9 protein-coding genes, 1 tRNA gene and 1 pseudogene are annotated in these 14,054 nt (G+C 49.9%); 6 read left to right on the top strand and 5 right to left on the bottom strand.

The features are described from left to right. Positions 1 to 9: 9 nt before the first annotated feature. The 3 genes from LO777_RS13890 to LO777_RS13880 form a co-directional block, all read right to left on the bottom strand. Entirely contained in the window at positions 10 to 780 is a 771-nt protein-coding gene (locus LO777_RS13890; protein ID WP_228854481.1) for a TIGR02186 family protein, read from the bottom strand. 1 nt (position 781) lies between these two features. Next, entirely contained in the window at positions 782 to 1,729 is a 948-nt protein-coding gene (locus LO777_RS13885; RefSeq protein WP_228854480.1) for a sulfite exporter TauE/SafE family protein, read from the bottom strand. A 159-nt stretch (positions 1,730 to 1,888) separates the two neighbouring features. After that, positions 1,889 to 2,302: a universal stress protein gene (locus tag LO777_RS13880; RefSeq protein WP_228854479.1), complete on the bottom strand. Its 414-nt coding sequence runs from the start codon at positions 2,300 to 2,302 to the stop codon at positions 1,889 to 1,891. 368 nt (positions 2,303 to 2,670) lie between these two features. Here LO777_RS13880 and LO777_RS13875 point away from each other — a divergent pair, with 368 nt between their 5' ends. From LO777_RS13875 to LO777_RS13870, 3 genes are all read left to right on the top strand, one after another. Further along, complete coding sequence (locus tag LO777_RS13875; RefSeq protein ID WP_228854478.1) at positions 2,671 to 3,720, top strand: histidine kinase dimerization/phospho-acceptor domain-containing protein; 1,050 nt, start codon at positions 2,671 to 2,673, stop codon at positions 3,718 to 3,720. A gap of 172 nt (positions 3,721 to 3,892) precedes the next feature. Then, on the top strand, positions 3,893 to 4,171 hold the full coding sequence (locus LO777_RS20710) for an ATP-binding protein (RefSeq protein ID WP_329955591.1): 279 nt from the start codon (positions 3,893 to 3,895) through the stop codon (positions 4,169 to 4,171). Then, complete coding sequence (locus tag LO777_RS13870) at positions 4,146 to 5,489, top strand: sigma-54-dependent transcriptional regulator (protein WP_228854477.1); 1,344 nt, start codon at positions 4,146 to 4,148, stop codon at positions 5,487 to 5,489. Before LO777_RS20710 ends, LO777_RS13870 begins: the two co-directional genes overlap by 26 nt. A gap of 39 nt (positions 5,490 to 5,528) precedes the next feature. Here LO777_RS13870 and LO777_RS13865 read toward each other — a convergent pair whose 3' ends face one another. Beyond that, positions 5,529 to 6,062 carry a metallophosphoesterase family protein gene (locus LO777_RS13865; RefSeq protein WP_228857388.1) on the bottom strand — a complete coding sequence of 178 codons (534 nt, stop codon included), beginning with the start codon at positions 6,060 to 6,062 and terminating at the stop codon, positions 5,529 to 5,531. 466 nt (positions 6,063 to 6,528) lie between these two features. Beyond that, positions 6,529 to 6,605: transfer RNA gene (locus LO777_RS13860), tRNA-Pro, on the bottom strand. Between the two features lie 139 nt (positions 6,606 to 6,744). Here LO777_RS13860 and LO777_RS13855 point away from each other — a divergent pair. The 3 genes and pseudogenes from LO777_RS13855 (at position 6,745) to LO777_RS13835 (ending at position 14,049) form a co-directional block, all read left to right on the top strand. Next, positions 6,745 to 7,911: a radical SAM protein gene (locus LO777_RS13855; protein WP_228854476.1), complete on the top strand. Its 1,167-nt coding sequence runs from the start codon at positions 6,745 to 6,747 to the stop codon at positions 7,909 to 7,911. A 248-nt stretch (positions 7,912 to 8,159) separates the two neighbouring features. Further along, positions 8,160 to 12,618 (top strand): annotated as a pseudogene (gltB, locus tag LO777_RS21110) (glutamate synthase large subunit). A 12-nt stretch (positions 12,619 to 12,630) separates the two neighbouring features. After that, entirely contained in the window at positions 12,631 to 14,049 is a 1,419-nt protein-coding gene (locus tag LO777_RS13835; RefSeq protein WP_228854473.1) for an FAD-dependent oxidoreductase, read from the top strand. Positions 14,050 to 14,054 lie beyond the last annotated feature (5 nt).

Raw genomic sequence — 14,054 nt, 5'->3', positions numbered from 1 at the left:
CTGTGGTTGTTAATGTGCCCCCTTGCTCTGAAAGATAAGCCCGATAACAAGGCCACTGAAAATGGCGATTACTACCGCCAGGATTCCATAGAGGAGGCTGTTGTTAAATGCCATATTGCTGAGCCAGAGCGGAAAACCGTCCAGCCTGGCTTCCATGTCGACCCTGCTGTCTGCAACGAGTTTGCCATCCCGGAATGCAGTAGCCTCCACCTGGTACTCACCGGGAGCCAGTGCGGAAGGGAGTTTCAGTGTGGCTGTGAATGTTCGTGTTGGTCCTGAATCAGGACCCAGAACGATTCCTCCGATCTTTTCACTATACAGGGATTCCTCCTTTTTTAAGAGTAAAAGTTCATGAACAAGATCAATATCCTCAGAACTCGCCGGTTTTGTAACTTCCACAGTATTATGGAGAGAGTCCAGTTGGAGAGTTTTTGCTTCCGGGCCAAGTTCCTCAAACGGGCGGGATGTTTCAATGAGCAATACTTTCGGTACATTGTCAAATGTAACCGTGCCCACGTTCATCCAGAGGAGGTTAAAGGCCTTGCCCTTTTCCCTGAGGTGTAATTCTTCGGGTTCCCCCGTAAAGCGGATAACCACATCACTGCCGGCCGGGATGGTGCCTTTTACCGTCAGGTCAGCTCCGTTGTATTGTGCCCCTATCAGGAGAGGAGAGGGGGAGACGGAGATGGTGATATTCTCGTCGGCCATGGCGGAAAGTTGTGTCAACGGGAGTGCTGCAAGTATTAAGAGAAGTATAAGCTTGAAAGAGTAGGTCCGCATTTTAATGTCCTCCCATGTAGGCAAGAAGGATATCCGGTTGTACCAGCAGCTGGTAAAGCATTTTGAACATCACCAGGAGTACCAGTGAAGCCAGCAGGATTTTGAGTTGCTCACCGTCCAGTTTTTTCCCTATTTTTGTACCCACCTGGGCGCCGACCGATGATCCGATGAGCAGCAGGAGGGCAAGAATGAAATCAACCGTATGATTTTGCGAAGCCTGCATGATTGTAACATTAATACAGGTAAACAGGATCTGGAAAAGACTGGTTCCTACAACGACATGCATCGGCATGCGAAGTAGGTAAACCATAACGGGAACCATGATAAATCCACCCCCGACACCCATGATGGCAGCCAGGATTCCGACGAATGTGCCCAGAACCAGGGGAAGAATTGCGGAAATTCGCACACCGGAGCGAACAAAGTCCATCTGGAACGGCAGGCTGTTGACTATTCTCGCGTAGGTGGATTCTTTTTTCCGTGACGCATCTGGAGTGGTCTGTGCAGCCGGTTGTGAGGTTTTTCGCATGGCCTGGAGACTCTCAAGAAACATGTATCCGCCGACAAAACCCAGCATCAGAACGTAGGTGATACTGATTAGAAAGTCCGCATTTCCCAGGGCTCTCAAAACCTTGATAACCTGAACTCCAAGGGTGCCACCGACAATTCCTCCGATCAGCAGAAGAAAACCCATCTTGAAATCCACATTTCCCAGGCGAAAGTGGGCGAGGGTGCCTGATGTGGAGGCAGCCACAATCTGATTGGAATCAGAAGCAGCCGCAACAGTCGGGGGAAGCCCCATCATGATTAACAGGGGGGTCATGAGAAAACCGCCACCCACTCCAAATATCCCTGAAAGCAGGCCGACAAATCCCCCGAGACCGACAATGACCAGTAAGTTCACTGCATTTCCGGCGATAGGAAGATAAAGATGCATTGATAAGCCCATATAATCCTCTCAAAATAATTAATTTTCTTATGAAAGCCATCGAAACGGCTGGTCTTTCAGCCGCCGCTGTTACTTTCATAACAGTAAAACAGTGTTGTCGCTGTAGCAAAAGTGCAGCAATGACTGAGGGAATAAAGGCAGGAGCCTCTATTTGTCCAGTCAAATCGGTTTTGTTTTTGGAACAACAATTTCCACTGCGCAGGACAATTGAGATCGAAGACAGCGTAAAAAACGGGTGTCCCGGATCCTCGCGTCCTTGTCTTTCTCGTTTGCCTCGTGTGTCAGTAAGGTGATTTTGTTATGCTCAATAAAAGTCATAATTTCCTGTTCATAGTTTCCCTCCACCAGATAAAAATTAATTATAATATTTTCGCTTTTTGCTTTTTCTATAATCAGTTCAAGTCGTTTTTTTATTTCAGTCTCAATATCGGCAAGTGCGCGATCTTTGTGTCCAGGGGAGAGCACCAGCAGGACATAGAGTTCGGCATCGATACGTTTTACCAGTGAACAGGCGTGGGAAAGTGCCTCCCACGCCCTGTGTCTGTTGTCTATGGCCACAAGTATTTTTTCCATACATTTTCTCCCTGGTGCAGTTGTAGCAAAATCAGTACCAGGAAAGTGTTTAATGAAATTATTTATTACCTGAAATCCAGAAGTTAGCAATTTAATTTTTGTTGTCTGTTGAGGCTTGTCAGGTTGTCAGTCTCTTTGTCAGTATGGAAATGGTCTGCTGAAGTGTTTCGAAGTCTATTAAATTTTATTGTAAAGCAAAAGAAATATAACTGAACAGCGACAAAAAAGAAGTAGAAAAAATGCCTGTCGGTTGCAATAAATAAATGAAGCCTCATTCATTTGACTATTTCAAATTGAAACGCATTCTGGTAGAGTCTGTTGAAATTGTTTCAAAATGAAATTCTGTATATTCGAAAAAGGGGGCTTGGATGGGCCGTCGACCTATACCGTTTTTTTCAACTCTCGGGCAATCTGCAGCTGGAAAACTGAGATGGAATTCCATCAAGGGAAAAATCTTTGTGGGATTTGCTTTTACTTTTCTTTCAATAGGTGTTCTGGCTGTCTTGAATTTCTACAATCTTTCTGTGATAAAGGCCCGTCTCTACCTGGGTGAATCATATGATGACCTGGTGGATGATATTCTTGAATTGCGGCGGTTTGAAAAAAACTTTCAGATTGATGGTGATGAAAAAAACCTGGTGATCAGCAGGGTTTATCTCGGACGTATCGATAAAGTATTTCACTTGTTGTCCGATGATCTCAGTGTTCTTGAGGGAGAGGAGCAGGTAATCGTTTTTCGGCAGTCATTGCAGAACTATAAAAAACTTGTCTCGTTGCTGGAAAAGGGGCGGCGGGATGTGATGGACAGGCTGCGGGATGAAGGAAAAGCTCTCACGGAGGATGCGGTCAGGTTCAGGGAACTGAAACGGAAACATATCCATGTCGCCATTGTCCGCACTCTGGTTCTTCCCTTTGTTTTCATGGTTATTCTCCTCTCGGTGATGATTCTAGGGTTCAGGATGGTCTCCAACGGTCTGCTTAAACCACTTGATATTGTCAGGCGAACCACTGAACTTGTCGGGCATGGTGATTTTTCGCCGATTCGCTACAAGGGTGAAAGCCTGGAAGAAATATCGGGATTGATTGATGCCTTCAACCGTATGGCCCGCGAGCTGAAGGAGCATCAGGAAGATCTGCTGCAGGCAAGAAAACTTGCGGCCATTGGAACATTTACTGCGGGTATTGCGCACGAATTAAATAATCCCATCAATAATATTGCCCTGACTGCTGAAAGCTTTCATGAGGAGTTTGCGGAAACCCTTGATGATTATGGTATGGAGTTGCTGCAGGATATTATTGAGCAGACGGAGCGGGTGGCCGATATTGTAAGAAATCTCCTTGACTTTTCCCATGCAGGAAAATCTGTTTTTAAGGAGTTGTCCCGGAGGAAATCATTCACAGTACGGTTAATCTTATAAAAAACCAGGTTAAGTTATCCGGTATTGATCTCAAGATTTCTGTTCCGGCAAATCTTCCCATGGTAAAGGGGAGTTTAAGAAAGCTGCAGCAGGTGTTTTTTAATCTATTGATGAATGCTGTCCAGGCAACTTCCAAGGGGGAGAGGTTCGGCTGTCCGTTAATTTTTCTACAATGTCAGGTTTTCTGGCATTTGTAGTCGAAGATAATGGGGAAGGGATTGCAAAAGAGGTGCAGCACAAACTGTTTGAGCCTTTTTATACAACGAAGGTGACAGGGGAGGGAACCGGTCTCGGTCTTGCCGTCTGCTACTCCATAGTCAAACAGCACGGGGGCGTGTTGAGGTGGAGAGTGAACAGGGCCAGGGAGCAAGGTTCACGGTGCTTCTTCCCACCATTCCGAAAGATTTTGTCAATTGGAGTGCCGCGTGAAATACAAACTCGCCATTGTTGATGATGAGGAAATTGTCTGCAGGCGTCTTGCCAAGGCCCTGGGAAAAGACGAGTTTTCGGTGGAGGCTTTTGTGACCGGTCGTTCGTTTCTTGAGCGAATGAAACAGAAACGGTTTGATATCGTCTTTCTTGATATGAACCTGCCGGACCAGGACGGACTGGAGATTCTTGTAAGAATAAAACAGTATTGCAGCGAAACAGAAGTCATTATCATCACCGGATATAAGAGTGTGGAAACAGCGGTTGAGGCTATCAGGAAAGGTGCGTATCACTATATCGCCAAACCTGTCAACCTTTCGGATATTCGTCTCTGGGCACAGAATGCCAGGGATAAGATCAGTATGCGTGCCGAAAATCGCAGGCTTCGTGAGGCACTCAAAAGCGGGTCGGGGCTCACTTCCATCGTGGGTAACAGCCCGGCCATTCAGGAACTCTTTTCGATGATTAACAAGGTCGCCAATGTGGACTGTAATGTCCTGGTCCAGGGTGGCAGTGGTACGGGTAAAGCCCTGGTGGCCAAGGCGATACATCAGTTAAGCTCAAGAAAAGACAGGGCTTTTGTTTCCTTTAACTGTGGCGGGTTCACAGATGAACTGATCAGCAGTGAACTGTTTGGTCATGAACGGGGGGCATTTACCGGGGCAACCGCTGTCAAGATCGGCCTGCTTGAATCGGCATCAGGCGGTACCGTATTCCTGGATGAAATAGGTGAAATGCCTCTGTCCATGCAGGTCAAATTGCTTCATGTGATTCAGGAGAGAAAGATATTCAGGGTGGGAGGAACGGATCTTATAGATCTGGATATCAGGATTATTGCCGCAACCAATAAAGATCTGAAGAAAGAAGTGGAAGAGGGGCTTTTCCGGGAAGATCTTTTTTTCCGTCTCAACGTTGTTTCCCTGAATGTCCCGCAGCTGGCGGAAAGGCGGGAAGATATTCCTCTTCTGGTAAACCATTTTATTCAGAAATACTGTCTGGCCTTTCACAAGCAGGTTTCCAGTGTGGAAAAAGAGGCATTGCATATCCTGACTCACTACAGTTATCCCGGAAATGTCCGTGAGCTGGAAAACATAATAGAGCGCGCCGTGGCCTTAACCGGAGGTGAAGAGATTACCATCAACGACCTTCCCCGGGACCTGCAGAAGTTTGACTTTGATACCCTGGAGGGTGATGGCCTGACCTCTCTTGCTGAAATGGAGCGGCGTTATATCAAGACAGTGCTGGAAAGTACCGGTTACAACAGGAGTCGGGCAGCCGAAATACTTGATATCCCAAGGACAACTCTCTGGAGAAAGATAAAGATGTATGGACTCGGGTAATCCCTGAAGTCCCGGACAAGCTCCTGGGAAGCCTCCAGGTCAGGCATGGTGAAAACACATGGTTGGCAGTTCCAGCGCGGTCAGAACGTTTCCGTAGACAGCCCCCGTATCTATTCCTATCCGGTCGGGAGTGACCAGGGGAAGTTCGAAAGGAATATGGCCGAAAACAATTACCCTGTCCAGGTTGGTTGGTTGTTTTTCTATCAGGCGTCTGCTTGAGAGCAGCCGGGCCTCCATATTGTAGCAGTAGGCTGCTGTGTCAGTGGTTTTCTGAGGCGGAATAAGCAGTTCCTCATGGAAATCCGCATGGGTAAAAATATAGTTGTCGGTAATATGGCAGAATTGCAGATTCAGTAGAAACTGCTGATGTTCCGGAGGAAAACAGGCAAGCCCCTGCAACCTGCGGGCGGATACATTGTAGCTTTCGGTTGTGGCATCAACTCCTATTTTGCGCAGTAGCCGTAATGTTTCCACGTCCCCGGTTTCACTGTAGCTGAGCAGTTCCTGTTCATGGTTTCCCCGCAGAAATATGATGTTTCTGCACTCTTTTTCAAGCTCGAGAAGGGTGTCAATAACCTTTCGGCTCTCTCTTCCACGATTGAGGTAGTCCCGAGAAAGATAATGGTATCTCTTGTTTTGTCGAACGGAAGTCGTTTCAGGAGCGTGACGAGTTTATCATTGCATCCGTGAATATCGCCGATGGCAAATATTTTTGAACCTGTTGAATTTTTCATAAGAGTGGGCATAGTGTAAAAATGTTCCGCTTTGGGGAACAAGGAAAGTACAGAATACCAGTTTTTAAGTAACTGGTCACAGGATTTGTAACTCTGTGTTTTTTCATCCACACAAAAATAAAAACCTGTAAGTGATCTGGGGTGCTGCAGATTCGTGCAGGCGTGACTGGTTGCTATAGCCCCTCTATGCGGCCAGTCGCGACCGTGCGAATATGCTGTGCCCCTGATCACTTACGTTTTTACCAGCTATTTGGAAATAATAAAGGGGATTGCGACAGTTTTTCGCAATCCCCTCTGTATGAAAATGGTCGGGAAGAGAGGATTTGAACCTCCGACCCCATCGTCCCGAACGATGTGCTCTACCAGACTGAGCCACTCCCCGACGCTGTATTTCAAGACTGATTTCTCTGCATTTTTGCACTCTGAGCGCAACGTTGTTATTCTTTATCACAGTGTGAGAATCAAGTCCAGTATTAATGATATGATGAAATATTTTTTTATTTCTCCAGTAAAGGAACAGTATGACTGTGAAGCAAAATAGAGACGAAGATTACAGGGGATTTGAGCAGGGCCCGATCAGGCCTCCCAGCGAAGCGGGCAGCCTCCTTATCCGCATCACCCGGAACTGCCCCTGGAACCGATGCACATTCTGTCCTGTGTACAAAGGGGCGGAATTTTCATTGCGGCCGGTAAAACATGTCCTTGAGGATATTGAAAGAGTATATCGGTGTGTACAGTTTATCAGGGAGCGGAGCGCCAGGACGGGTAAAATACTTCCCGCGGATATCCGACAGGTAATGGAAAGGGAGGAAGGGGTTGACCGGACAGCGCTGAACGCAGGCCTGCACTGGGCCATGAACGGCATGCGCTCCATTTTTCTCCAGGATGCAAACAGCCTGATCATCAAACCGCATCGTCTCATTACCATTCTCAACCGGCTGAAAGACTGTTTCCCCCATGTGGAACGGATAACTTCCTATGCCAGGTCCCATACCATTGCCAGGATCAGCGATGAAGATCTTGCCGGTATCAGGAGAGCAGGCCTTGACCGCATCCATATCGGCATGGAGTCCGGCAGTGACCGGGTACTTGCCCTGGTAAAAAAAGGTGTGGATAAAAAGACCCATATTAAGGCGGGTTTGAAAGTGAAGAAGGCGGGTATGGAACTTTCAGAATATGTCATGCCGGGACTTGGCGGACGGCAGCTTTCAAAAGAGCATGCCACGGAGACGGCGGATGTCCTGAACCGGATTAACCCCGACTTTATCCGTCTGCGTACCCTTGCCCTGCCTGAACATATTGAGCTGTACAAAGAGTACAGAGAGGGGAGGTTTGAAAAATTAAACGGCCTTGAGATTGCAAAAGAACTGCATCTTTTCCTGAAAAAGCTTGATGGCATCAGTTCTGTAGTAAAAAGCGACCACATCCTGAATCTCTTTGAAGATCTTGAAGGACAGTTCCCGGAGGACAAGGAAAAAATGGTGGGGATGGTAGCGGATTTTCTGGCCATGGACGAAGAAGATCAGATTATCTACCAGGTGGGCCGTCGCATGGGTATGTTCAGGGGAGTCAGTGATATGGTGGACAGTCAGTTGCGGGGGCAGGTGGCAGCCATCTGTTCCCGCAATGCTGTTAATCCTGAGAATATTGATATGGTAATTGACGAACTGATGCAGCGCTTTATCTGACAGGTTCCGCCCAAATCATTCTGATCAGTCAGGTATGTCTCTAATCATGCCGGGCAATCAGATAGTGCCTGTTCATAAATGGTCTTTTTACCCGATTTCTGCGTCGCTACGAAAAATAAAAATACTCACATATGCTTAATATGCTGGGCATTTTATTGTTCTATGCTCCTTGATCTCGAACAAAAAATCTCATTTCTGGACAGACACCAGATAATACATAGACAAAAACCGAATTCTGGAGGAAATGAATGGCGCTTTTTGATCCGCATCTGGTGAAGGATAACTGTGGTTTCGGTCTCATGGCCCAGATGGATGGCAGGCCGAGCCATAAGCTGGTCCGTACAGCCATCACGGCCCTTGCCCGCATGACCCATCGCGGTGGAGTCGCGGCTGACGGAAGGACCGGGGACGGCTGCGGTCTGCTGCTGCAGAAACCGGATGGTTTTTTCCAGGCCATTGCCGGTGAAGAGGGCTGGAGTCTTGGCGGGCGCTACGGTGTCGGTATGGTTTTTCTCAGCCGCGAGGTGGATGCGGCCGAAAGAGCAAAGACCGTGGTCAACGAAGAGCTGGGCCGTGAGACTCTGGCTCTTGTCGGCTGGCGCGAGGTTCCACTCAATCCGGAAGTGCTTGGAACAGTGGCGGCGGCCAATATGCCCCGCATTGTCCAGGTGGTTTTTAATGCACCTTTCGGCTGGGGATCAAAAGATTTTGAGCGGCGTCTCTATATGGTGCGGCGGCGGATAGAAAAGAGAATAAAGGATGATCCTGACTTTTATATTGCCAGCCTGTCAAATCTGGTCATCGTCTATAAAGGGCTCTGTCGACCAGAAGATCTGCCGTTTTTTTACCCCGATCTGGCCGACCTGAGAATGGAGTCGGCCATCTGTCTTTTCCATCAGCGGTTTTCCACTAATACCCTGCCCCGCTGGGCGCTGGCCCAGCCGTTTCGTTACCTTGCCCATAACGGCGAGATCAATACCATCAGCGGTAACCGGCACTGGGTCCGGGCCAGGTCCTATAAATTTCGCTCTCCCCTGCTTCCCGATATGGCTGAAGCTGCTCCGTTTGTAAATGAGAGCGGTTCTGATTCTTCGGCCCTCGACAATATGCTGGAACTGTTCCTGGCCGGGGGGATGGATCTTTTCCGTGCCTTCAGGCTGCTCATTCCTCCTGCCTGGCAGAATCATCCGGATATGGATGACGATCTGCGCGCTTTTTATGATTTCAATTCCATGCACATGGAACCCTGGGATGGGCCTGCCGGGATTGTTATGAGTGACGGGCGTTTTGCTGCCTGCGGTCTTGATCGTAATGGCCTGCGACCGGCCCGTTACGTGGTGACCAGGGACGGTTTGATTGTCCTGGCTTCCGAAGTGGGTATTCTTGATTTTGCGCCGGATGAGCTGGTGGAAAAAGGGCGGGTCGGCCCCGGTGAACTGCTGGTGGTGGACACCCTGACCGGCAAGCGCTGGAGTTCCTGGGCTATTGACAGGGAGCTTCGATCCCGCCAGCCCTACAGGGAGTGGATGGAAAAATGCTGTCTGCGTCTCAGAAAATTTGATTCAGACAGGGTGGGCAGTGGCAGGAGGACTCTTGATAATGATCAGCTCCTGCTTTCCCAGAAGATATTCGGCCTGACCAATGAAGAGCTGGAGCAGGTGGTTCGGGTCCTGGCGGAAACGGCACAGGAACCCATTGCCTCCATGGGGGATGATGTACCCATGGCTGTTCTGTCGAAAAAAGAGCGGTCTATTTATGATTATTTTCGACAGATGTTTGCCCAGGTGACCAACCCGCCCATTGACCCTCTGCGTGAGAAACATGTCATGTCCCTGGCTACCTGTGTCGGTCGGGAGCAGAATGTTTTTGACGAGGCAAGGGGACATGCCTACCGGGTGTTGTTTGACTCGCCGGTTCTCGTCTACAGTGATATGTGCCAGCTCCTTGAGCTGGACGGGGATCATTACGGCCATGTGGTACTTGACCTCAATTATAATCGTGAAAGAACTCTTGAAGAGGTTGTGGCGGAAACAGGAGAGAAGGCAGTTGCCGGAGTGAAAAACGGGGCTGTTCTTCTGGTCCTTTCTGACAGAAATATCGGGGAAAAAACTCTGCCCCTGCCCGCTGTCCTGGCCGTTGGAGTCGTACAGAAACGGCTGGTGGAAGAGAATCTGCGCTGTGACGCCAATATCATTGTTGAAACGGCCACGGCCCGTGACCCGCACCATTTTGCCGTTTTGATCGGTATGGGTGCCACGGCCGTTTATCCCTGGCTTGTTTATGAATCCCTGGCACAGCTTGTGGATCAGGGCTCTCCGGGGATGGCTCTTGCTGAGGCAGTCAAAAATTATCGTCTGGGTATTGAGAAAGGACTGTTTAAGATCCTGTCAAAAATGGGTATCTCCACTATTTCCTCCTACAGATGCTCCCGCCTTTTTGAAGCGGTTGGCCTGTCGGAAAAAATTGTCGATACCTGTTTCCCTGGATTGTGCAGTCGGATCAGCGGGGATTGTTTTGACGATTTCCACAAGAGACAGCAGCAGATTTCCGAGCGGGCCTGGCGAGGGCGGTACAGACCGCTACCGAGGGGGGGACTGTTCAAATATATCCATGGCGGAGAATACCATATGTATAACCCCGATGTGGTACAGTCCCTGCAAAAGGCTGTGCGCAGCGGTGAATACAGCGATTATCTGGTCTATTCCGGCATAGTGACCGACAGGCCACCTTCATGCCTGCGGGATTTGTTCCAGTTGCAATGTACCGCCGAGCCTGTCCCGCTTGAAGATGTGGAACCGGCGGAGAATTTTTATCCCCGTTTTGATTCCGCCGCTATGTCCATAGGGGCTCTGGGCCGGAGGCCCATGAAGCGCTGGCCATAGGAATGAACAGGCTGGGGGCGTTTTCCAACAGCGGTGAAGGAGGGGAAGATCCGGGCAGAAACGGTACGGAGCGACGTTCAAGGATTAAACAGGTCGCATCGGGGCGTTTTGGAGTGACCCCGCAATATCTGGTGAACGCTGACGTGATCCAGGTAAAAATGGCCCAGGGAGCCAAACCGGGCGAAGGGGGCCAGTTGCCCGGTCATAAGGTAACACCACGGATTGCAGCACTTCGCTACGCTATTCCGGGGTAACACTGATTTCTCCTCCTCCCCATCATGATATTTATTCCATTGAGGATCTGGCCCAGCTTATTTTTGATCTGAAACAGGTGAACCCAAAGGCGATGATCAGCGTCAAACTTGTCTCCGAGCCGGGGGTGGGTACAATTGCCACCGGTGTGGTCAAGGCCTATGCGGATATGATTACTGTTTCCGGATACGACGGCGGCACCGGCGCCAGCCCGCTGACATCGGTTAAATATGCGGGCAGTCCATGGGAGCTGGGTCTGGCCGAGACCCAGCAGGCCCTGGTTGCAAATGGTCTCAGACATCGGGTTCGCCTCCAGGTCGATGGCGGGCTGAAAACCGGAACAGACATTGTCAAAGCGGCCATTCTCGGGGCGGAAAGTTTTGGTTTCGGTACAGGACCTCTTATTTCCCTGGGTTGCAAATTCCTGCGAATCTGTCATCTCAATAACTGCGCAACGGGAATAGCCACCCAGGACGAAACCCTGCGCAGGGAATATTTTGCAGGTGTGCCGGAGATGGTGATGAATTATTTTCGGTTCCTGGTGGAAGAAACCAGGACAATCATGGCGCAACTGGGTGTGACCAGGTTTATTGACTTGATTGGCAGGGTCGATCTGCTGCGGGAAGTTGATCTGGCGGGAAAAGACGGTAGCGGACTGAAGCTTGGCCGTATCCTGTCCCCTGTCAATGGGAGAGGGGAGCAGGTCTGTCATGGGCAATTGAACAGCCATGTTGATCCGGGTCAGTTAAATTTGAAATTGGTTGAACAGTTTACTCAAGTCGTAAAAGAAAAAAGTGGCGGTAATGCCGATTTTTCCGTGCGTAACACGGATAGGGCCGTGGGGGCCTCGCTTTCAGGTCTGATTGCGGCCCTGCACGGGAATAAGGGCATGGAGGATGCACCTGTCACCCTCTCTCTCTCCGGTAGTTGCGGGCAGAGTTTCGGTGCCTGGAATGCCGGCGGGTTGCACATGAAGCTCACCGGTGATGCCAATGATTATGTGGGTAAGGGAATGGCCGGGGGCAAACTGGTTATCCGTCCGCCAGCGGGTGTTTCCTACAGGAGCCATGAGGCGGTAATTATGGGTAATACCTGTCTCTACGGGGCAACCGGTGGATGGCTGTATGGTGCGGGACGTGCCGGGGAGCGGTTCTGCGTAAGGAATTCCGGAGCCGGGGCAGTGATTGAGGGAATCGGTGATAACGGCTGTGAATATATGACGGGTGGCAGTGTTACCATCCTTGGAGAAACCGGTGTCAATTTTGGAGCCGGTATGACCGGAGGTTTCTGTTATGTCCTGGATGAGTTCGACGCTTTCAGTTCCAGAGTGAACGGGGAATTGATTGAAATTCTTCCCTTGAAAGGGATGGAGCAGCTGCAGGAACATCTTCGGGGAATAATCACCCGTCATCTGGAGGAGACGGGTTCCGGCAGGGCCGAACAGATTCTGGAACGTTTTGAAGAACAGTACTGTGAACTTTTTAAACTGGTGAAACCGAAAACCACGGAGCTTTCGTCTCTGCTGGGGCGCAGGACACATTCGCCCGGGGAAACATTGCAGGTTGTACAATAGAGGAGAGTGGGAATGAACCGGAACCTGTTTCAGTTTCTTGAGGTGGATCGCGTTGATCCCCGTAAGAAGAAGATGGCCAGGAGGCGTCATGAATTTGTGGAAATTTATGATCCTTTTAAAAAACACCAGGTAAAGATGCAGTCGGATCGGTGTCTTGATTGCGGCAATCCCTATTGCGAGTGGAAATGTCCTGTCCATAACTATATTCCGGACTGGCTGAAACTGGCAGCAGACGGGAAAATTTTTGAAGCCGCCGAACTCTGTCACCAGACAAACAGTCTGCCGGAAGTTTGCGGTCGGGTCTGTCCCCAGGATCGTCTCTGCGAAGGAGCCTGCACCATTAACGGCTTTGGGGCAGTGACAATCGGCAATATAGAAAAATATATTGTTGACAATGCTTTTGCCAGGGGCTGGCGACCCGATCTTTCCCGGGTGACAAAGACGGGGAAGAAAGTTGCGGTAATTGGTGCGGGACCGGCGGGGCTCAGCTGTGCCGATGTTCTGGTCAGAAACGGGGTGGAGCCGGTTGTGTTTGATGCCAACCCGGAAATCGGCGGATTGCTGACCTTCGGTATTCCGGCCTTTAAGCTGGAAAAAAACGTCATGAGCCTGCGGCGCAGGATCTTTTCCGACATGGGAATCAACTTCAGGTTGGAGTGCGAAGTGGGCGACGATATTGAGTTGCGACAGCTGCTGGATGATTTTGATGCCGTCTTCGTGGGACTTGGCTGTTCTGCGCCGATTTCCGCCTTCCTTGAAAATGATGATTTGCTCGGAAAGCATGATGCTCTCTCCTATCTTATCGCCAACACGGACAGGCTGATGGGGTTGTCCAGGTTGCGCTATCCCTATATTGATCTGGGCGGGAAAAGAGTCATCGTTCTCGGGGGTGGGGATACTGCCATGGATTGTCTGCGAACCGCTATTCGTCAGGGAGCAGCAGAGGTAAGCTGTGTTTATCGGCGCGACCGGGCCAATATGCCGGGATCTGTGAGAGAAACAAAGAATGCTGAGGACGAGGGAGTTCGTTTCCTCTGGAACCTGCAGCCGCTTGGCCTTGTGGGTAATAACCGGAAAGAAGTTGCCGGGGTAAGGGTTGTCTCTACCCGGCTGGGTGAACCGGATGAGCGGGGAAGGCGGCGACCGGAAGTTGTGACCGGTACGGAAAAAATTCTCCCAGCCGATGCTGTACTGACGGCTTTTGGCTTCAGACCCGATCCTCCAGCATGGCTGCTAGATGCGGGCGTGAAAACAGACGCGGGCAACAGAATTATTACAGGCGCAAAAGGAAGAATTTCCTGCCAGACCGCCCATGAAAAAATCTTTGCCGGCGGTGATATGGTTCAGGGTTCAGACCTGGTGGTTACCGCCATTGCCGGAGGGAGGAAGGCTGCTGAAGATATCCTTGAATACCTGTCAGTGGTTATGTAGGCCTG

Origin of the sequence: Desulfomarina profundi (assembly GCF_019703855.1) — a bacterium.
GTDB lineage: Bacteria > Desulfobacterota > Desulfobulbia > Desulfobulbales > Desulfocapsaceae > Desulfomarina > Desulfomarina profundi.
The sequence above is the reverse complement of the archived record's forward strand: the minus strand, read 5'-3'. Positions and strand labels throughout refer to the sequence as shown.

Excerpts from the sequence above, each read along its gene's own strand:
- LO777_RS13880 (WP_228854479.1), bottom strand. The coding sequence starts at position 2,302 with ATGGAAAAAATACTTGTGGCCATAGACAACAGACACAGGGCGTGGGAG.
- LO777_RS20710 (WP_329955591.1), top strand. The coding sequence starts at position 3,893 with ATGTCAGGTTTTCTGGCATTTGTAGTCGAAGATAATGGGGAAGGGATT.
- LO777_RS13855 (WP_228854476.1), top strand. The coding sequence starts at position 6,745 with ATGACTGTGAAGCAAAATAGAGACGAAGATTACAGGGGATTTGAGCAG.
- LO777_RS13875 (WP_228854478.1), top strand. The coding sequence starts at position 2,671 with ATGGGCCGTCGACCTATACCGTTTTTTTCAACTCTCGGGCAATCTGCA.
- LO777_RS13835 (WP_228854473.1), top strand. The coding sequence starts at position 12,631 with ATGAACCGGAACCTGTTTCAGTTTCTTGAGGTGGATCGCGTTGATCCC.
- LO777_RS13885 (WP_228854480.1), bottom strand. The coding sequence starts at position 1,729 with ATGGGCTTATCAATGCATCTTTATCTTCCTATCGCCGGAAATGCAGTG.
- LO777_RS13890 (WP_228854481.1), bottom strand. The coding sequence starts at position 780 with ATGCGGACCTACTCTTTCAAGCTTATACTTCTCTTAATACTTGCAGCA.